Here is an 18,426-nt window from a genome sequence, read left to right as displayed (position 1 = left end):
GCACTGTCCGTGGGCCCGTGCGTCCGTCAACAGCTCCACCACAGTCCTTGCCGGGACCGCTCGGCGGCGGCCCGGTCCGGGCGCTGGCGCACTCAGCGGCGCCTCCAGTCGGCTCAGCGCCCCCGATCGGCTGGTCTCAGCGGCGCATCACGGCCTCACCGAGCAGCCGGCCCACGGCCCAGTCCTGAACAGCAAGCCCAACCGACTTGAACACGGTCCGCCCCCGAACCACCGGCGGCGTCCCCAAAGCCGACCCCCAGCTCGATCAGCTCACCAACGTCCAGCACTCCGGTCGCCACCGCGTGGATCACTTCCCCGGCCTCCTCGAGCGCGGCACCGACCTGGTCCACCACCACACACCCCGCGGTGGCGAGCAGCTCGGCGGGCAGTTCCCGCATGGAAGGCAGGTAAGACCCGATCGCGTTGACGTGCACCCGAGCAGGCAAGTCATCCACCGCGAAGAGAGGAGTACTCGACGAAGTAGCACAACAGACGACCTCCGCATCGGACACCGCGTCCGCGGCGCTCGCAGCCACCCGCACCGCCACCTCCGGGAACTCGGCCCGCAACCGCTCCGCGAACCCCGAAGTGCGCAAGGGGTCCCGTCCGAACACAGCCACGCGGCGCACCGGACGCACCGCCGCCACGGCACGGACCTGGTCGGCGGCCTGCGCGCCGGTGCCGAGCAGGGCCAAGCGGCTCGCCGACGGCGGGGCGAGCAGGTCCGTGGCCACGCCGGACACCGCGCCGGTGCGCAGGGTGGTCACCTCGACGGCGTCGGCGACCACCTGACCTTCGGCCGTGTTCCACACCAGCGTGCCCAGGATCATCGGCGTGCGGCCGGGCACCAGGTTGAGCGTCTTCACGACGGTCGTCGAGGACGGCGTGTGGCAGGCGGTCATCACGAGCGTCGTGGCTCCCGCGAACGACAACCGTTGCGGCACCACGAAATGCCCGGCGGCGAGGTCGAGGAACGCCTCGCGCACCGCGTAGACGGCGGCCGGCATCGGCACGGCCCGGCGGACGTCATCGGCGTCGAGCATGCGCGGTCCCTCCGGCATCGGAACTGCCGCTAGCCTGGCGGCATGTCCGAGGCCACGCAAGAGGAGCAGCGGTTCGTCCGCGACGACTGGTACGGCGCGGAGCTCACCGGCCGGCACTACGTGCGCTGCGAGTTCCACGAGACCGACCTCTCCGAGGCGGTCACGCTGAACTCGGTGTTCACCGACTGCGTGTTCGGCAACGTGCGCTTCAACGCGTCGCGGCACACGGACTCGGCCTTCACCGGCTGCACCTTCAAGCGGTGCAACTTCTTCGACGCCGAGTTCACCGGGTGCAAGTTCGTCGGCGCCACGTTCACCGAGTGCGAGCTGCGGCCGCTGCGGGTCACCGGCGGGGACTGGTCGTTCGCCGGGCTCGCGGGCGCCGACCTGCGGGCGGTCACCTTCCAGGGGGTCCGGATGCGGGAAGCCGACCTCACCGGAGCGAACTGCGGCGGCGCGACCTTCGCCGACGTCGACCTGTCCGGGGCGGTGCTGCACGCCGTCAAGCTGCCGAAGGCCGAGCTGCGCGGCAGTGACCTCTCGGCGCTCGACCCGCTGAACGCCGAGCTGACCGGGGCGATCGTGTCACCCGAACAGGCTGCGGTGCTCGTCACGTCGCTCGGGCTGCGGGTCCGGGCGTAGGCTCGTCGCGATCGCCGAAGGGAGTGCCGCATGGGTGTCGTGACGCCGGGTTTCCAGGGCCGCGCCCGCAGCGGCAACCCGCGGCTGCCGCCGGGGCAATACCTCGCCGAGGACTTCCCGGTGCTGTCGGCGGGCCCGACCCCGCGCGTGCGCACCGAGACGTGGGAGTTCACCGTCACCACCGAGACGGGGGACAAGCACACCTGGAGCTGGGCCGAGCTGATGGCGCTGCCCAGCGAGAAGCCCACAGTGGACATCCACTGCGTCACCCAGTGGTCCAAACTGGACACCCGCTGGCGCGGCGTCTCGGTCGACACCCTCGTCGGCGGGCTCGCCACCGAGGCCGACTACGTCATGGTGCACGCGTACGGCGGGTACACGACGAACCTGCCGCTGGCCGACCTGCTCGACGGCCAGGCCTGGATCGCCTACGAGTACGGCGGCCAGCCGCTGACCCCCGAACACGGCGGTCCGGCGCGGCTGCTCGTGCCGCACCTGTACTTCTGGAAGTCCGCGAAGTGGGTCCGCGGGCTGGAGCTGAAGACCCGCGACGAGCCGGGCTTCTGGGAAAACGCCGGCTACCACGACTACGGGGATCCATGGCGCGAACAGCGGTATCAGGGCGACTAGCCTGGCGGGTCGCCCGCCTGGCCGAATTCCGTGACGAGACGCCGACGGCGCGCACGCTCGTCTTCGACCTGCCCGGCTGGCCGGGGCACCTGGCGGGCCAGCACGTCGACGTCCGGCTCACCGCCGCGGACGGCTACCGCGCGCAGCGCAGCTACTCCCTCGCCGCGCCGGCGGACGGCGACCGGGTGGAGCTGACGGTCCAGCGCGTCGCCGACGGCGAGGTGTCCGAGCACCTCACGGGCCCGTACGCCATCGGTGACCCAGTCGAGATCCGCGGCCCGATCGGCGGCTGGTTCGCCTGGCGGCCCGCGGACCCGGCCCCGGTCCTCCTGATCGCGGGCGGCTCGGGGATCGTCCCGCTGATGGCGATGATCCGCGCCCGCCGCGCGGCGGGCGTCCGCACGCCGTTCAAGCTGATCTATTCGCTGCGCACCCCGGCGGAGCTGTACTACGCGGACGAGCTGCGCACGCCGGTGGCGGGCGTGGACGTGACGTACGTGTACACCCGCGAGCTGCCCGAAGGCCGCGCGGGAATTCCCCGCCGCATCGACGTGGCCACGATCAACACGGCGGGCTGGCCGGCCGAGTTCGGCGCCTCCTGCTTCGTGTGCGGCCCGACGGGCTTCGTGGAAACGGTGGCGGACATCCTGGTCGCCCTCGGCCACGACCCGCACCGCATCCGCACGGAACGCTTCGGCCCCAGCCGCGACTGACCCGCCGAGCAGCACCGCGCGGCGGAGGTCCCGGTAACTGCCCAGACCTCCCGGACCCGCCCCACAAGCATCCGATGAATAACCGACGCCGTGCCCCGATGAGCGGGAAATTGTCGACATCCGGCATGAGAGATCCTATCTTTCCTTCATGCTGACCAAGTGGGGCTCGACGCGGCGCCGCACCGTGGTGACCGTTCTCCTCGGCGTGGGGGCGCTGCTCGCCACCGGTCCGGTGGCCGCGGCCGCGCCCGAGGCCGCCAACCAGGACGTCTACGTCTCGCCCGACGGCTCCGACCGGGCGCCCGGTACCGCCGGTCACCCCGTCCGGACCCTCGACCGGGCCCGCGACCTCGTGCGGCAACGCGCGCCGCACCTCACGCGGGACCTCACCGTGCACCTCGCGCCCGGGGTCTTCCGGCTGGCGGCCCCGCTGCGGCTCGACGCGAGGGACTCCGGCGGCAACGGCCACCGCGTCATCTGGCAAGGCAGCGGCGACACCGAGCTGAACGGCGGCGTCCGGGTCACCGGCTGGCGCCCGGTGCCGGGCCGTCCCGGGCTGTTCGCCGCGCCCGCGCCCGCCGGGCTCGGCAACACCCGGCAGCTCTACGTCGACGGCGTGCGCGAGCAACGGGCTCGCGGCCCCCTGCCGGTGACCGTCAAGGCCACCGCCAGCGGCTACACCGCGAGCGCCGACACGCTCGCCCACTGGCGCAACCCCAAGGACGTCGAGTTCGTGTACGTCGCGGGCGAGGCGCTGTGGAACGTCCAGCGCGACGGCCTCGGCCAGTGGACCGAACCGCGTTGCCCGCTCGCCGCCGCCGAAGGCACGACGATCACCATGGCCGACCCGTGCTGGGACAACTCGACGAAACGCGTGCTGTTCCCGGACATCCCCGGCCGCAGCGTCAACATGGTCGGGCCCGCCGACCTCACCAACGGGCGGCACCCGACCTACGCCGAGAACGCGTTCGAGCTGCTCGACACGCCGGGCGAGTGGTACCTCGACCGGTCCGCGCACGTCGTCTACTACCTGCCGAAGCCGGGCCAGGACCTGCGCCGCGCGGACGTCGAAGTGCCGGTGCTGGAGAAGCTGCTCGACGCCCGGGGCCTCCACGACGTCGCGTTCCGGGGCCTGCGCTACTCCTACGCGACCTGGCTGACGCCGTCGTCGCCCGAGGGCTTCTCGGAAATCCAGGCCGGGTACACCATCACCGGCGCCGACGGCTGGGCCGTTCAGGGCTTGTGCCAGTTCGTGCCCGGCGGCACCTGCCCGTACGCGTCATGGACGCGGGAACCCGCCAACGTCTCCGTTTCGCACGGCCGGCGCGTCGAATTCAGCGACAGCGTGTTCGCCCACCTCGGCGGCGCCGGGCTCGATCTGGTCGACGGCACCAAGGAGTCCCAGGTGCGCGGCGACGTCTTCACCGACATCTCCGGCAACGGCGTGCAGATCGGTGGCGTCGACAAGCCGGTCACGAACACCGACGAAGATGTCGTCCGGGACGTCCAGGTCACGAACAACCACCTGTACGGCCTGCCGCGCGAATTCCACGGCGGCGTCCCGATCGTCGACGGCTACACCGTGCGGAACACCATTTCCCACAACCAAATAGACCACGTCGGCTACTCGGCGATCTCACTGGGCTGGGGCGGCTGGCCGGACAAGATCAAGCGCCCCGCGACGCCGAACCTCTCGCACGACAACGTCGTTTCGGACAACCTGATCTTCGACTACATGCAGATGCTCGACGACGGCGGCGGCGTATACACGCAAGGCATCACCGGCAGCTCGCTGGACGACGGCGAAAAGGTGACGGGCAACGTCATCCACGACCAGTGGGGCCTGGGCAAGGGTGTGTACACCGACAACGGCAACACGTACGAGACGGTCCGTGGAAACGTCCTCTACAACATGGCGTACGCCAACGTCGGCACGGTGCACGTCGACTACCGCGACGACCTGGGCAACAACGACCCGACACTGATCGAGGGCAACTTCTGGCAGCAGGGCGACCGCGACAAGACGGACAAGGGCGCGATCACCCGCGGCAACCAGCTCCTCGCCCACCCGGCGGACGCCCCGCCCACGATCGTGGCGAACGCGGGCCTGGAACCGCCGTACCGCAAGCTCCTCACCCAGCAGATCGGCGGTCGCGCACCGGCCGAAGCCCCATCCCGGGTGGCCACGTTCGCCGTCGCGGGAAAGTTGTACGCAACTTGGAACCCGACATTCGCGTTCAACAACGCACCAGTGACGGATTACGTCCTGACGGCATCAGGCGGCGGCCGCACGTATACGGCAACGGTAACCGCGGCCGACTTCGCCAAGCGCGCGTACGCCGAAGTGCCCGGACTGACGGACGGAACGCTGTACACGCTGACAGTCGCGGCCCGCAACGCATTCGGCACGAGCGAGCCCTCGCTGCCCGCGGCACCGGTGACACCGGGCCCGAAATCCGGAGCACTACCCGGAATCCCGACGAGCGCCCGCGCACTCCCGAGCACAAACGCGGCCTCAATCCGCTGGAACCCCCCAACCACAGCGGGCGACACCCCGGTGTTGGCCTACGTACTGACGATCTCGGACGGCCGCACAATCCCGGTGCAGGGCCGCGACGCCCTGGTAACGCAGCCAACGACCAAGGGAATGACGAGAGTGGTGGACGGCCTGAACCCGGCAACGACGTACACGTTCACGGTGGCCGCGGTAACGGCAACAGGAACCGGCCCAGCGGCCAGTTTCACCGCAACAACGGCGGCCGCCTGAGCAACCGGACCTCGTTGTCCACAGCCGGACTCCGATGTGGACAACGAGGCCCGCCAATCGCCTTTCCCGCCATTTTGTCGCCCACCCCCGATAGACTGGACCTGGGGACGCCCCCCCCGGAGAGGGCGGGGTTCCGGCAAAGTCTTCTGGCCTGGTTGCAGCGAAGACAAACATCACCGGGTCGGCGACGTCACCTACAACGAAGACCAATCCCGAATCGGCACCGGACCCCGAGCCCTGGCGAGCCTCCGCAACCTCGCCACCAGCGCACACCGACAAGCTGGATATACCAGCATCACCAAAGTGCTCCGCCACACCGCCCAAGCCCTCACCCTGCTCGGAACACCCACCTAAGCAGCACGACGACTTTGCCGGAACCCTGCCGGAGAGGGCGGGGGCTGGATCGGGGTCGGTTGGGGCCCGTCCGTGGTGCATACGCCGAGCTGATCGCCCGGCCTGGAAACGGCAGCCGGCGGTCGGCTCGGCTCCGCCCTGCCGTGCAGCGGGCCGTTCGACCGCAGGATCAGCCGTCCCCTGTGCGTACCGGCATGACGGTACGGGGTCAGTCACCTCTAGCAGGCGGGCCCCCAACTACCTCGCGGACGTCTCCACGTCCGCGGCGCTCAGGCACGCAAGCGAGTGGCTGCGGCTCCTGAACACCCAATCGTGGCTAGCATTCCCGGGAGCCACACAAGGGGCCGGCTAAGGCGCATCCGGGCGTGCCAGCAACTCCCGCAGCGTAGCCAGCAGCTCCCGCCGATCCGCCGCCCCGAGCTTCCCCCGGATCCGCGCCATGTGGTGCTCCACCGTCTTCCCGGAAATGAACAACTTGCTGCCCGCCTGCTTGTACGTCAGCCCCTCCACCACCAGCCGGGCCACTTCCAGCTCGCGCTCGCTCAACGCCGCCAAGCCCGCTCCCGCCGCCGGCTCCGCGGACGCGCCCGGTTCTCGGCGGGCCGCCGTTCCCTGGAACTGGCGGGCCGCCTCCAGGAGCTGGACCATGGCCTTGCGGTCGGACGTGCGGATCGCCGCCTGGCCGGCCAAGCGGGCCGCGTCCCAGCGCAGGCCCAGGTCGTGCAGCTCGGCTGCCGCTGCGGAGATCGTGGCCGGGTCGGCCGAGCCACCCAGTACCGCCAGCCAGCCCTGGGCCGCCGTGGCCAGGGCGCGGGGGTAGCGGCCGCAGTGGGCGTGCGTTGTCAACGTTGCCAAGTGGGCCTTGACCGCGTCCGCGTCCTCCACCGTGATCGCCGCGTGCAACTCGTGCCAGACCAGCGAAACCGTCCACAGTGGAGGCTCGCCGAGGCGGGCCAGCAGCGTGTGGGCGCGCTCGAACTGGCCCGACAGCTTGGCGAACGCTCCCGTGCGGGCCGCGGCGATCGCCAGCTCGCCCAGCGGGAGCAACGTGAACAGGTCCGTCTGCTGCCGCATCGAGGCCTGGTACGCCCGGTTCCACGACCGCTGCAGCCCGACCAGGTCGCTCGCCCGCCGCGCCAAGCCGAGCTCCAGCGTCGCGAAGAACAGCTCGTCGCGCGCTTCCAACGCGCGGTCCGCTACGGCGTCGCGGTGTTCCGCGGCCGTCGCGAGGTCGCCCGCCGTCATCGCGACCCAGCCCAGCAGCAACCGGTGCCGCACGGCCAGCAGGTCGCCGCCGGTGCCGCCGTCCAGTGCGCGGGTGAGCACGGACTCCGCCAGCGCCAGCTCGCCGGTGTGCAGCGCGACGAGCGCGGCCAGCGCCGCCGGGCTGTCCGGCAGCAGCATGCCGCCCAGGGCCGGCTCCAGCATCGTGGCCGCGCCCAGCAGCGTCGACAACGTCTCCGTCGCGCAGCCGGACACCGAATCCACGATGCCGCGGGCCATCCGGGTGGCCGCGCCGGCGAACAGCGTCGGTGCGACGCCCGGGGTGGGGGAGTCGAGGAGACGCCGGGCGCCCTCGAGGTCGCCCGTCCCGAGCAGCGCCGTGGCCGAGAACGCGTCGGCGCGGCCCGCCCAGTGGTACAGCTCGGCGCTGCGGGCCAGTTCGCCGCGGTGGGCCAGCACGGTCGCCGCGATCTCCGCGCCCGCCGCGCGGGTTTCCGCGTCGGGGGCGCCGAGCATCCCGTCACCGAGCCGCAGCGCGGTGTCGAGGTCGCCGGACAACGCCGCCGCGCGCGCCCAGCCCGCCGTCACGGTCGCGGAGCGGTCGCCCGCTTCGGCGGCGGCTTCGAACAGCTGCGCCGCCAGGCGCGCGTCGGACGGCAGGGCTTCCGCCGCCGCCGCGGCGAACGCGGCCGCCGCGGACGCGCCGGAAGTGCCCGTTCCCAGCAGGGAACGGGCCAGGTCGAGCACCGGCAGGCCGTTGGCCAGCTGGAGCTCGACGAGCCGCTGCACCGTCGTCAGCCGGCGCGCGGGCGGCCCGAAGTCGCGGATCGCGGCGGCCGCGAGCGGCAGCAGCGTGTCGTCGGGGGCGAGCAGGCCGGTCGCGCGGGCCGCCTCGACGATGGCCGGCAGCCGGTCGGGGCCGCGGTCGAGCAGCGCGCACAGCAGGTCGAGGTTGCGCCCGGCGCCGGCCTCGGCCGCGATCAGGTAGCGGAGGACGTCGTCGTCGAGCTCGTCGAGCTCGGGCCGGAACTCCTCCAGCCGCCCGAGCAGCGCGCGCTCGGCCAGCCGCGGCACGCCGCCGCTGCGGGCGTGCAGCTCGGCCGCGGCGGCCGGGTCGGCGGGCGCGCCCGTCACCGCGGACATCAGCCGCGCCACGTCTTCGACGCCGAGCGGGCCGAGCTGCAGCAGCGTCCAGCCGGGCGCCACCGCGGCCGGCCGGTGCGCGACCACGATCGGCCCGTCCGCGCCGGCGAGCAGCTCCTCGAGCTGGTCGCGGCCGAGCCGGTCGGCGTCGTCGACCAGCACGGCGTCGACACCCGCGTCGCGGTAACGGCGGTCGAGCTCGGCGAGCAGCACGCTCTTGCCGTAGCCGCCGGGGGCGACCACGGCGAGGCGCAGCGGCGCGGCCGGCTCGGCGGCGACGCGGTCGAGCAGCTGCCGCGCCGCCGGGTGCACGAGGACGCTGTGCGGCGGGGGAACCTGCGTGAGCAGTGTGTTCAACAGTGACCTTCACCGGAGGGGGCGCAGTGGGCGGGGACGGGAGCGGGGCCGGCGGTGGCTTCGCGGGCGGTGACGGTGATCACCACGGCCGAGGCGGCCGCGGCGAGCACCAGGATCGCGGCGGCGAGGGGACGCCGCCGCCGGAACAGGTTCAGCGGGCCCGTGCGCTCGGGCAGTTCGAACGGCGTGATCTCGACCGGCGGCCGGGGCGGCCGCTCGCCGAGCTCACCGAGCGTGTCCACCTTGGGGAGCAGGGTGGTCTCGACGGCGGGCGGTTCCTGCGGGGTCCCCCGGTGGTCAGCGCGCAGCGTCGCGAGGGTGGCCGCGCCGAGCGCGGCGGTGGCCGGCGGAACCGGTCCCGCGAACATCGGGCACGGCGGCCGGGCGGGCAGCGCGTGCGGCGGGACGTCGCCGCAGAACACCACCCCGGCGAGCCCCTTGGGGGACGTCGAGGCGGCTCCGGCGAGGGCGAAGAGCGTGCTGAGGGCGGCCGCGGGGGCGACGCCTTCGGCGCTCGGGCCGAGCTGCCAGCCACTCGCGCCGCTCGCCGTCGCCAGCGTCACGTGCACGCCGTCGCTGCCGAACTCGCACACGCCGGCGACCTGCGCGCCGGGGCCGGGCACGGGCAGGTGCGCGCCGAGCGCGGCGAGCGGGCCCGGGACCAGCGTGACGGCGGTGAAGCCGGCGTCGGCCAGTGCCCGGCGCAGCACGTCACGGCGGTAGCCGCCCCAGTCACCGGGGTGGGTCAGCACCAGGTGGTGCGGGGGCTCGCCGAACAGGTTCGCGGCGTGCTCGGCGATCCCTTCGACGAGCACGGTGGTGAGCGTCTCGGGCGGGAACGCCTCGCCCTCGACGAGCATCGGCACGTCGTCGCCGATCCGCCGGTGGAAGCCGGTGAGCAGCCGGGACGGGACCCGGGCGCCCGCCTGGGCGGCGGCGTCACCGGTGAGCAGGTACCCCTCGTCGTCGAGGAACAGCGCAGACGCCGCGGCCGGGGACCGCTCGCCCAGCCAGAGGGGTTCGGGCTCACCCCAGCCGGGGCCCTGGCGCTGGCACGTCGCGGCGTGGGTCCGGCCCTGGGCCACATCGATCCCGAGGACGTAGGGCAACGGCGCTTTCCTCCTCACCTCGTGGCGGCCGATCGGGGGCAGGCAATCCCCCTAGGGTTCGGGGCATCCCCACCCAAACGGGTTAGTCAGGCAAGCCTTTGGAGGGATTTAACCCAACCGAGCGCGTCTCGGATGAGCCCCTAACTCCCTAACGATGACATATCGATCCCCTATCGGCTGACCGGACTGCGACTCGGAGTGATCCCCGATGTGCGCTGGGGGACGGTCTCCCTACCTTGATCACGGAGCAGCGGTCCCTGCGGTCGCTGCCGTCCCCCGAACCACCGGACCAGGAGAACTCCATGGAATCCGTGCAGACGTTGCACGACTTCGCGCTCAACCTGCTCAACGACCCCACCGCGCTGGCGGCCTTCGGGACGGACCCGCAGGGCGTCCTCGCCGCCGCCGGTCTCGGTGACGTGAGCGCCGCCGACGTGCACGAGGTCATCCCGCTGGTGCTCGACTACGTGCCGGTCGACAGCCTCCCGGCCGTGGGCGGGCTCCCCGTCGTCGGCGACCTGGGCGGCGTCGGCACCGACGCCCCCGGCATCCAGGGCGCGATCGACCAGCTCACCGCCCTCACCGCGGGCCTCGGCCTGCCGGCCGTCTCGGACCTGCCGGGCGTCGGCGACCTGGGCGTCGGCGAGCTGCCGGGTGTCGGCGGCCTCGGCCTGCCGGGCGTCGGTGGCCTGGGCCACCCGCTGAGCACCGTCACCGACGTGACCAACAACGTCGCGAGCGTGACCGCGCTCGCCGGCAACACCACCAGCTCCCTCGGCCTGGGCGGCGACCTCGCGCACGGCATCGACGCGGGCGCCCTCGGCCACCTGGGCAGCGCCGTCACCGGCGCCGTCACCGGCGCGGTCGAGAGCGGCAACGTGGTCGGCCAGGCCGACCAGGTCGTCACCGGCGTCACGGGCCACGTCGCTTCGCCGGTGCACGCCGGCGACCTGACCGGTGCCGTCACCGGCGCCGTGAGCGGCGCGACCGACGTCACCAGCCACATCGGCGACTTCACCGGCACGCTCAAGAACGTCGGCGACCTCGACGTCAAGCACGTCGGCGGCAACGTGACCAGCGCGGTCCAGCACAGCATCGGCGACATCACCCACAACACCGTCACCACGGTGACCGGGGCGGCCGGGATCGACCACAACGCGGTCGGCGAAATCGGCAGCAGCAACGGTGTCGACGCGGTGCACGACGTGGTGTCGGGCGTCACGGACAACCTCAGCCACAACGCGCTGGGCAACCTCCACGTCGGCGACCTCGGCCACAACGACATCCACATCGGGCACTGATCCCCGAACCGGTCACCGGTGCCCGTCCCGCGGTCTGGGTGCAGCCGCGGGACGGGCACCCGGTGTGCGCACGGGGAGTGAACCGGGGACACTCGATCACCGTGACCGCACCGGCTTGGCTCGAAGTGCTCAACGAGACGCTGGACGCGTGCCGCACCCACGGCCGCGCCGATCTCGCCGAGCGCCTGCGCAGACGCCGGGACGCCCCGGCCGGGCAGATCCGGCTCGGCGTGCTCGGCTTTCCCAAACAGGGCAAGGGCTACCTGCTCAACGCCGTGCTGAACGCGCCGGTGTGCGCGGTCGGCGACGCCCCGACCCCCGCCGTGCCCACCGAAATCGCCTACGCCCCCGAACCCGCCGCGACGCTGGTCGGCCGGTCCCGCGAACGGATCCCCGTCCCGGTCGAACGGCTCACCGGCGAACTCGGCGCCCGGCCCGCCGGCACGCTCAGCCGCGTCGAGGTCGGCGTGCCGCGTGAACTCCTCTCGGCCGGCCTCGTCCTGGTCGACACCCCGCCGGTCGGTGACCCGCGGTCACCGCGCACGGCCGCCGCCTTGGACCTGCTCGCCGAAGCCGACGCGGTGATCCTCGTCTCCGACGCGACGGCCCCGCTGAGCCCCGCCGAACTCGCGCTCGCGCGGCACGTGCGCACGTGGTGCCCCCACGTCGTGCTCGCGCTGACGAAGATCGACGCCAGCCCGGGGTGGCGGGCGATCGCCGAACGCGACCGGGCCATGCTCGGCGAGGCCGGGGTCGACGCGCCCGTCCTGCCGGTTTCGGCCGTCGTGCGCCAGGCCGCCGCGAAGACCGGCGACGCCGAACTCAACGCCCGCTCGGGTTTTCCGGAGCTGCTGGGCTGGATCGCCGAGCAGGCCGCGCGCCCGCCGGAGCAGTCCCGCGCGCTGCTCGCCGCCGTCGGCGTCCGCGCCGCGGCCGCCGAACTCGTGGAGTCGCTGCGCGACCGCATCGACGCCGCGGGGCAGGACGCCGGGCTCGGCCAGGCCGCGCTGCTGCAGCGGGCCCAGCGCCGCGCCGACGACCTGCGCCGGCAGAACACCCGCTGGCAGAACCTGCTTTCCGACGAGATCACCGACCTGCTCTCCGACGCCGAGTACGACCTGCGCGAGCGGACCCGCAAGATCGTCAACACCATCGACCGGACCTTCGACGAGGGCGACCCGGCGAAGGTGTGGGACGAATTCGCGCCCTGGCTGGACAACGCGCTGGCCGAGGCCGTCGACACCAACTACACGTGGCTGGCCGACCGGGCGGAGTGGATCGCGCAGGCGGTCGCCGCCTGCTTCGGCGCCCAGTACGACCGCGCGCTGCCCGACCTGCGGCTCGACGGCTCGGGCCTGGAGCACCTCGACGACGTCGGGCGGCCGAAGATCGAGAAGTTCAAGATCGGCCAGCAGGCGTTCACCGGCCTGCGCGGGTCCTACGGCGGTGTGCTGATGTTCGGCCTGGTCACCAGCCTCGCCGGGCTGCCGCTGATCAACCCGGTCTCGCTCGGCGCCGGTGCGGCGTTCGCCGCGAAGACCATCAAGGACGAAGGCGGGATGCGGCTGCAGCGGCGCCAGGCCGTCGCCAAGCAGGCGGCGCAGCGGCACGTCGACGACGTCTTCCTGCGGTTCAGCAAGGAGTGCCGGGACGCCATCCGCGTCGTCCAGCGGCGGCTGCGCGACCACTTCACCGGACTGGCCGAAGAACTCGCCGACGAGCTGACCTACGAACGCGAGGCGATCCTGGCCGGCACGGCCGAGCGCGAGCGGCGGACCGGGCACTTCCGCCGCGAGATCGACCGGCTCGCCGCCCTGCACCAGCGCGCGGGCGAGCTCGGCACGATCGCCGGGCGGCAGCAGCGGCGGGAGCTTTCGGCGTGACGCAGGACGTCCGCGACCTGCTGCACGCCGCGGCCGGGCTCTACCGGGACGACCCGCGGGCTTCGGCGCTGCTGCACGACTGCCTCGACCGGCTGGAGCAGCCGCTGCGCGTCGCGTTCACGGGCGCGCCTTCGTCGGGGAAGACGACGCTGGCCGCCGCGTTGGGCGAATGGCGGACGCGGGCCCTGCGTGACCTGGTGCTGCTCGACGACCCCGGCCCGGCCGACGAGGTCCCGGACGCGACGGTCCGGCTCGTGCGCCACCTCGAGCCGGACGAGCTCGCGGCGGCGCACGCGCCGGGCGGCTCGGCGTTCGCGCGGCAGAGCGCGGTGAACTCGGTGCTGGTGCTCTCCCGGGCCGACGAGGTCGGCGCGGGCCGGATCGACGCGCTGCTCACGGCGAAGCAGCTGGCGCGGCGCGCGTGGCGGGAAGACCCGCTGTGCACGGGTTTCCTCGGCGTGATCGCCGTCGCCGGGCAACTGGCGTACGGCGGCCGGTCGTTGCGCGACGACGAGTTCGACCTGCTGGCCGCGTTCGCCGCGGTGCCGCGGGGGGAACTGGAACGGCACGTGCTGTCGGTGGACTCGTTCACCGACCCGGCGTTCCCGGGCCCGATCCCGGTCGAGACGCGGCGGTCACTGGTGGTGCGGTTCGGGATGTTCGGCGTCCGGCTGGCGCTGACCCTGATCCGCACCGGCTGCGACGACCGCGTGAAACTGTCCGCGGAACTGGTGCGCCGCAGCGGGTTGGGCGAGTTGCGGGACACGCTCGCGGGGTGCTTCGTGGCCCGGGCCGGCGCGCTGCGGGCGCGGACGGCGATCATCCGGCTGGAGGCGCTCCTCGCGGCGCACCCGCGGCCGGGCGGGGACCGCCTGGTGTCCCGCGTGGAGCGGTTCGCCGCGGCGGCCCACGACTTCCGCGAACTGCGCCTGATCGCCGACATCCGCGGCGGCCGCACGGCGCTGTCCGGCGAGCCCGCGGAGGAAGCGGTCCGCCTGCTGGGCGCGCAGGGCACGGCTCCGGCCGACCGCCTCGGCCTGGAACCGGACGCCGACCCGAACGAAATCTACGACGCCGGCCTCGACGCGCTGCGGCGCTGGCGGCACGAAGCCGAACGCCCGGACCGTCCGCACGCGGAACGCGCGGCGGCGCACGTCGTGGTGCGGTCGGCCGAGGGCCTGCTCGCGCTGTTCGCCTAGCGCGACCGGCCGCGACACCGGCGGCGTAAGGAAAACACCGATCGGCGCCCCGGTGTGCGACCGGTTGTCCGGTGTTGACGCGCCTTCGGGCCGCCGCGCACCATAGAGCGGTCTATGGTCCAGTGCCGGCCCGAAGGGAACTCCCATGCCCGAAGACGTCCGCCCGCGGGTCCGGTTGTTCGGCGAGCTCCTGGCGCACTGGGCGCGGGAACGCCCGGCCGGCACCGCGCTGATCTTCGGCGACCGGACGTGGACCTGGGCGGAGTTCGACGAGCGGGTCCGGCGGCTGTCCGGGGCGCTCGCGGCCGCCGGGATCGCCCGGGGCGACCGGGTCGCGTTCGTCGACAAGAACCACCCCGCCTGCCTGGAGACGACCTTCGCCGCGGCCGGGCTCGGCGCGGCGAACGCGGTGGTCAACTGGCGGCTGTCCGGTGACGAACTCGCGTACGTCCTCGCGGACGCGGGCGCGAAAGTCGTCTTCGTCGGCGCCGAACTGCGGCCCGCGCTCGACGCGATCCGCGATCGCCTGCCCGCCGTGGAGCGCGTGGTCGTCGTCGGCGGGGAGGCCGACGAGTACGAAGCCTTCCTGGCCTCCGGTGAGCCGCGGGCCGGCACCGACGTCGGCGAAGACGACGGCGTGCTGATCATGTACACCAGCGGCACCACCGGCTTCCCGAAGGGTGCGGTGCTGACCCACCGCAGCGTCCTCGCGCACGGACTGGCCGCCGGCACCGCGTTCCCGATCGACCCGGGTGACGTCAACCTCGTCGCGATGCCGCTGTTCCACGTCGGCGGCAGCTGCTACGCGGTTTCCGGGTTCCTCTACGGCGAGCCGTCCTACCTGACCCGCGAGCCGGACGCGGCATCGCTGTTCGCCGCCCTGCAGGCCGGGATCACGCACGCCTTCCTGGTGCCCGCCGTCGTGGCCGGGATCGCGCAGGCCGGTGAGGCCGCGCTCCAGGCGTTCTCCCGGCTGAAGTACCTCTGCTACGGCGCTTCGCCGATGCCGCTCCCGCTGCTGCGCACGGTGCTCGCCGCCTGGCCGGACGTCAAGTTCGCGCAGGTCTACGGCATGACCGAGCTCTCCGGCGCGGTCACCGCGCTCGACGAGGAGGCGCACCGGGACAGCACCCGCCCGGAACGACTGGCTTCGGCGGGCACCGCACTGTCCGGAGTGGACATCCGGATCGTCGACCCGGTCACCTTGGAGGACGCCGAGGACGGCGGGGCCGGTGAGGTCTGGGTGCGCACGGAACAACGGATGGCCGGTTACCTCGGCAAGCCGGAAGCCACCGCGGAGACCGTGGTGGACGGCTGGGTCCGCACCGGTGACGTCGGCCGCCTCGACGACGGCGGGTTCCTGTTCCTCGAGGACCGCGTCAAGGACATGATCATCACCGGCGGCGAGAACGTCTACTCGCCGGAGGTCGAACGCGTGGTGGCGGAGTTCCCGGGCGTCACCGAGGTGGCCGTGATCGGCGTGCCGGACGAGCGGTGGGGCGAGCAGGTCAAGGCCGTCGTCGCCGGCGAAGGCCTCGACGCGGAGAAGATCGTCGAGTTCTGCCGCGAACGGCTGGCCCACTACAAGTGCCCGCGCAGCGTCGAGGTCGTGGAAGCGTTGCCGCGCAACGCGACCGGCAAGATCCTCAAGCGTTCACTGCGTGCGCCCTATTGGCGGGACCGGGACCGGAACGTCTGATGCCGCCGGTCACCCGGCAGGGGTATTTCGAGGCCGCGCTGGACGTGCTGGCGCGGCACGGGTTCACCGAGCTGAACGTGGGCGCGCTGTGCCGCGGCCTCGGCGTCACCAGCGGTTCGTTCTACCACCACTTCGGCGGCTGGCCGGGGTTCGTGGCCCAGCTGCTGGGCCACTGGGAGAACCGCCAGGTGCTGATCCTGCGGGAGCGCGGGTTCGGCAGCGGCGGCCCGGCGGCCGACTTCGCCGCGCTGATGGACCTCACGCTCGGCCTGCCCCACGAGGCCGAGGCGGCCATCCGGGCGTGGGCCCGCAACGACGAGACCGTGCGCGCGGTGCAGAAGCGCGTCGACGACGCCCGGCTGCGCACGGTCGGCAAGGCGGTCCGGGGCATCGTCGGCGACCGGGCACTGGCCCGGACGCTGACGTCGCTCGGGATGGCGCTGCTGGTCGGCCACCAGCAGCTGGCGTCGGCGGGGGAGCACGGCGAGCTGGCGGAGCTGCTCGCGGAGTACACGCGGCTGGTGCACTCCCGCGCGGCTTAGGCGTTGCCGAGCACGCGGGTCACGGTGATCTCCAGGACCACCCGGTGCGGGTTCGGCTGGGGGACGCGGTAGCGCGCGGCGTAGCGGGTTTCCGCGTCGCGGACGGACTCCGGGTCGTCGCGCAGCACGACGCGTCCCTCCAAAGTGGACCACGTGCGGCCCTCGACCTGGCAAACCGCCGCGGGGAGGCCTTCGGCGCCCGCCTTCCGGGCGAGCCGGGCCTTCACCGAGCCGTCCCGGGTGATCACCCGGGCGGTGCCGGTCTCGAAGTCCACCGTCACGCCGACCGCGACGACGTGCGGTGTGCCGTCGGGCCGGACGGTGGTCAGGGTGGCCAGCCGGCGCTCGGTCCAGAACGCGCGGAAGTCCGCGCCGCGATCGATCTCCATGCCCGTCACGCTAGTCCGTCCGGGTGCGCGGGGCCGCCGGGACCCACTCAGGGTAATAGTAAGGAAAGTTTCCTAACACTCTTGACCAGGTCTTGAACCTTCTGCCACGCTTCGACCACCTTCGCCGCAGCCAACGATGTCTTAACGGAGGAACCATGAAGAGAGTCGTCCGGGCGGTGGTGGTTTCGGCCGCGCTCGCCGCGGGGCTGGTGAGCGTGCCGGCGGCCGCGTCCGCGGCGGGCACGCCGTACGTGCCGGGAACGCTGCGGCCGTCCGTCTCGCAGGCCACGCAGGACGCCGCGCTCCAGAAGTACTACGACTTCTGGAAGAAGAACTTCCTCACGACCAAGTGCGGCAGCGGCACGTACGCGGTGCTGTCCAAGGACGCCGACCACTCCTTCGTCGCCGAGGGCGAGGGGTACGGCATGACGATCTCGGCGATGATGGCGGAGAAGGACCCGCAGGCGCGCTCGATCGTCGACGGGATACTGAAGTTCGTCAAGGCGCACCCGTCGGTCAACAACAAGGACCTGCACGCGGCCGAGCAGGACGCGAACTGCAAGAGCGTCAACGGCCGCGACTCCGCCACCGACGGCGACCTCGAGATCGCCTACGGCCTGCTGATCGCGGACAAGAAGTGGGGCAGCGGCGGTTCGGTCGACTACAAGGCCGAAGCCGTCCGGATCATCAACGCGATCAAGAAGAGCGAGGTCAACGGCAGCACGAAGTTCACGCTGCTCGGCGACTGGGGCAACGACGCGGAGTACAAGAACAGCTCGCGTTCGTCGGACTGGATGCCGGGCCACCTGCGCGCGTTCGCCGCGGCGACCGGGGACAGCTTCTGGACTTCGGTCCGCACGCGTTCGGAGACGGCGGTGAGCCAGCTGCAGTCTTCCTACGCGCCGAACACGGGACTGTTGCCGGACTTCGTGGTCAACACGAACACGACGCCCAAGCCGGCGCCGTCGAACTTCCTCGAGGGCCCGTACGACGGCAAGTACAGCTGGAACGCCTGCCGCGACCCGTGGCGCCTGGGCGTGGACGCGATTTCCTTCGCCGGCAGCGCGGCGGCGGCGCAGGTCCGGAAGATGAACACGTGGATCAAGTCGGCCACGGGCGGTGATCCGGCGAAGATCCAGAGCGGGTACTCGCTGTCGGGCTCGAAGACGGAGAGCGGTCAGCACCCGTGCTTCACGGCGCCGTTCGCGGTGGCGGCGATGGCGGACCCGGGCAGCCAGGTGTGGCTGGACAAGCTGTGGACGGCGGTCTCGTCGTGGTCTCCGGACGCGACGGACTACTACGGAACGGGCATCACGATCCAGGTGCTGCTGATTCTGAGCGGTAACTACGTGGCGGCGTAGCGCCCTCGGCCGTCCCGCGCCCGGCGCGAATTCGGGTGCGGGACGGCCGGGTCGTGGGCGAGACTGGCGG

Annotated in this window: 14 protein-coding genes; 10 read left to right on the top strand and 4 right to left on the bottom strand. The window is 72.6% G+C overall.

The features are described 5' to 3' along the window. Positions 1 to 155: 155 nt before the first annotated feature. Positions 156 to 1,043, bottom strand: coding sequence for an ornithine cyclodeaminase family protein (locus ACLJPY_RS32050; RefSeq protein WP_410594149.1), 888 nt, complete (start codon positions 1,041 to 1,043; stop codon positions 156 to 158). Between the two features lie 42 nt (positions 1,044 to 1,085). On the opposite strand from ACLJPY_RS32050, the gene ACLJPY_RS32045 reads away from it, so the two are divergent. From ACLJPY_RS32045 to ACLJPY_RS32030, 4 genes are all read left to right on the top strand, one after another. Further along, positions 1,086 to 1,685, top strand: coding sequence for a pentapeptide repeat-containing protein (locus tag ACLJPY_RS32045; RefSeq protein ID WP_410594147.1), 600 nt, complete (start codon positions 1,086 to 1,088; stop codon positions 1,683 to 1,685). A gap of 30 nt (positions 1,686 to 1,715) precedes the next feature. After that, positions 1,716 to 2,315 carry a sulfite oxidase-like oxidoreductase gene (locus ACLJPY_RS32040; protein ID WP_410594145.1) on the top strand — a complete coding sequence of 200 codons (600 nt, stop codon included), beginning with the start codon at positions 1,716 to 1,718 and terminating at the stop codon, positions 2,313 to 2,315. After that, positions 2,285 to 3,028 (top strand): ferredoxin reductase, encoded by a 744-nt coding sequence (locus tag ACLJPY_RS32035; RefSeq protein WP_410594143.1) that lies wholly within the window; start codon positions 2,285 to 2,287, stop codon positions 3,026 to 3,028. The genes ACLJPY_RS32040 and ACLJPY_RS32035 overlap by 31 nt, the downstream gene beginning before the upstream one ends. A gap of 148 nt (positions 3,029 to 3,176) precedes the next feature. After that, entirely contained in the window at positions 3,177 to 5,795 is a 2,619-nt protein-coding gene (locus ACLJPY_RS32030) for a fibronectin type III domain-containing protein (RefSeq protein ID WP_410594141.1), read from the top strand. A gap of 702 nt (positions 5,796 to 6,497) precedes the next feature. Here ACLJPY_RS32030 and ACLJPY_RS32025 read toward each other — a convergent pair. Continuing rightward, positions 6,498 to 8,873 carry a LuxR C-terminal-related transcriptional regulator gene (locus ACLJPY_RS32025; RefSeq protein ID WP_410594139.1) on the bottom strand — a complete coding sequence of 792 codons (2,376 nt, stop codon included), beginning with the start codon at positions 8,871 to 8,873 and terminating at the stop codon, positions 6,498 to 6,500. Further along, on the bottom strand, positions 8,870 to 9,982 hold the full coding sequence (locus ACLJPY_RS32020) for a molecular chaperone DnaK (protein WP_410594137.1): 1,113 nt from the start codon (positions 9,980 to 9,982) through the stop codon (positions 8,870 to 8,872). Before ACLJPY_RS32020 ends, ACLJPY_RS32025 begins: the two co-directional genes overlap by 4 nt. 302 nt (positions 9,983 to 10,284) lie before the next feature. Between ACLJPY_RS32020 and ACLJPY_RS32015 the strand changes: the two genes are divergently transcribed. The 5 genes from ACLJPY_RS32015 (at position 10,285) to ACLJPY_RS31995 (ending at position 16,606) form a co-directional block, all read left to right on the top strand. Next, positions 10,285 to 11,283 (top strand): IniB N-terminal domain-containing protein, encoded by a 999-nt coding sequence (locus ACLJPY_RS32015; protein ID WP_410594135.1) that lies wholly within the window; start codon positions 10,285 to 10,287, stop codon positions 11,281 to 11,283. 101 nt (positions 11,284 to 11,384) lie between these two features. Further along, positions 11,385 to 13,166, top strand: a complete 1,782-nt coding sequence (locus ACLJPY_RS32010) for an isoniazid inducible protein IniA (RefSeq protein WP_410594133.1) — start codon at positions 11,385 to 11,387, stop codon at positions 13,164 to 13,166. Further along, a complete protein-coding gene (locus ACLJPY_RS32005; RefSeq protein WP_410594131.1) occupies positions 13,163 to 14,365 on the top strand; it encodes a GTPase in 1,203 nt (400 codons plus the stop codon). Before ACLJPY_RS32010 ends, ACLJPY_RS32005 begins: the two co-directional genes overlap by 4 nt. A 145-nt stretch (positions 14,366 to 14,510) precedes the next feature. After that, on the top strand, positions 14,511 to 16,064 hold the full coding sequence (locus tag ACLJPY_RS32000; protein WP_410594129.1) for an acyl-CoA synthetase: 1,554 nt from the start codon (positions 14,511 to 14,513) through the stop codon (positions 16,062 to 16,064). Beyond that, positions 16,064 to 16,606, top strand: a complete 543-nt coding sequence (locus ACLJPY_RS31995; protein WP_410594127.1) for a TetR/AcrR family transcriptional regulator — start codon at positions 16,064 to 16,066, stop codon at positions 16,604 to 16,606. The genes ACLJPY_RS32000 and ACLJPY_RS31995 overlap by 1 nt, the downstream gene beginning before the upstream one ends. On the opposite strand, the gene ACLJPY_RS31990 is transcribed toward ACLJPY_RS31995, so the two are convergent. Beyond that, a complete protein-coding gene (locus ACLJPY_RS31990; RefSeq protein WP_410594125.1) occupies positions 16,603 to 16,995 on the bottom strand; it encodes a TIGR03618 family F420-dependent PPOX class oxidoreductase in 393 nt (130 codons plus the stop codon). The two genes, ACLJPY_RS31995 and ACLJPY_RS31990, sit on opposite strands and share 4 nt — an antisense overlap. 155 nt (positions 16,996 to 17,150) lie before the next feature. On the opposite strand from ACLJPY_RS31990, the gene ACLJPY_RS31985 reads away from it, so the two are divergent. Then, positions 17,151 to 18,356, top strand: coding sequence for a glycosyl hydrolase family 8 (locus ACLJPY_RS31985; RefSeq protein WP_410594123.1), 1,206 nt, complete (start codon positions 17,151 to 17,153; stop codon positions 18,354 to 18,356). Positions 18,357 to 18,426: the final 70 nt, after the last annotated feature.

Source organism: Amycolatopsis sp. lyj-23 (assembly GCF_046549135.1).
In the GTDB taxonomy this organism is placed as follows: domain Bacteria; phylum Actinomycetota; class Actinomycetes; order Mycobacteriales; family Pseudonocardiaceae; genus Amycolatopsis.
Note: the sequence above shows the minus strand (reverse complement) of the source record. Positions and strands in the feature narration are given on the sequence as shown.

What these genes read in the sequence shown, in the direction of transcription:
- ACLJPY_RS31995 (WP_410594127.1), top strand. Translation starts at nt 16,064, where the DNA reads ATGCCGCCGGTCACCCGGCAGGGGTATTTCGAGGCCGCGCTGGACGTG.
- ACLJPY_RS32000 (WP_410594129.1), top strand. Translation starts at nt 14,511, where the DNA reads ATGCCCGAAGACGTCCGCCCGCGGGTCCGGTTGTTCGGCGAGCTCCTG.
- ACLJPY_RS32030 (WP_410594141.1), top strand. Translation starts at nt 3,177, where the DNA reads ATGCTGACCAAGTGGGGCTCGACGCGGCGCCGCACCGTGGTGACCGTT.
- ACLJPY_RS32050 (WP_410594149.1), bottom strand. Translation starts at nt 1,043, where the DNA reads ATGCTCGACGCCGATGACGTCCGCCGGGCCGTGCCGATGCCGGCCGCC.
- ACLJPY_RS32040 (WP_410594145.1), top strand. Translation starts at nt 1,716, where the DNA reads ATGGGTGTCGTGACGCCGGGTTTCCAGGGCCGCGCCCGCAGCGGCAAC.
- ACLJPY_RS32045 (WP_410594147.1), top strand. Translation starts at nt 1,086, where the DNA reads ATGTCCGAGGCCACGCAAGAGGAGCAGCGGTTCGTCCGCGACGACTGG.
- ACLJPY_RS32015 (WP_410594135.1), top strand. Translation starts at nt 10,285, where the DNA reads ATGGAATCCGTGCAGACGTTGCACGACTTCGCGCTCAACCTGCTCAAC.
- ACLJPY_RS32035 (WP_410594143.1), top strand. Translation starts at nt 2,285, where the DNA reads ATGGCGCGAACAGCGGTATCAGGGCGACTAGCCTGGCGGGTCGCCCGC.
- ACLJPY_RS31990 (WP_410594125.1), bottom strand. Translation starts at nt 16,995, where the DNA reads ATGGAGATCGATCGCGGCGCGGACTTCCGCGCGTTCTGGACCGAGCGC.
- ACLJPY_RS31985 (WP_410594123.1), top strand. Translation starts at nt 17,151, where the DNA reads ATGAAGAGAGTCGTCCGGGCGGTGGTGGTTTCGGCCGCGCTCGCCGCG.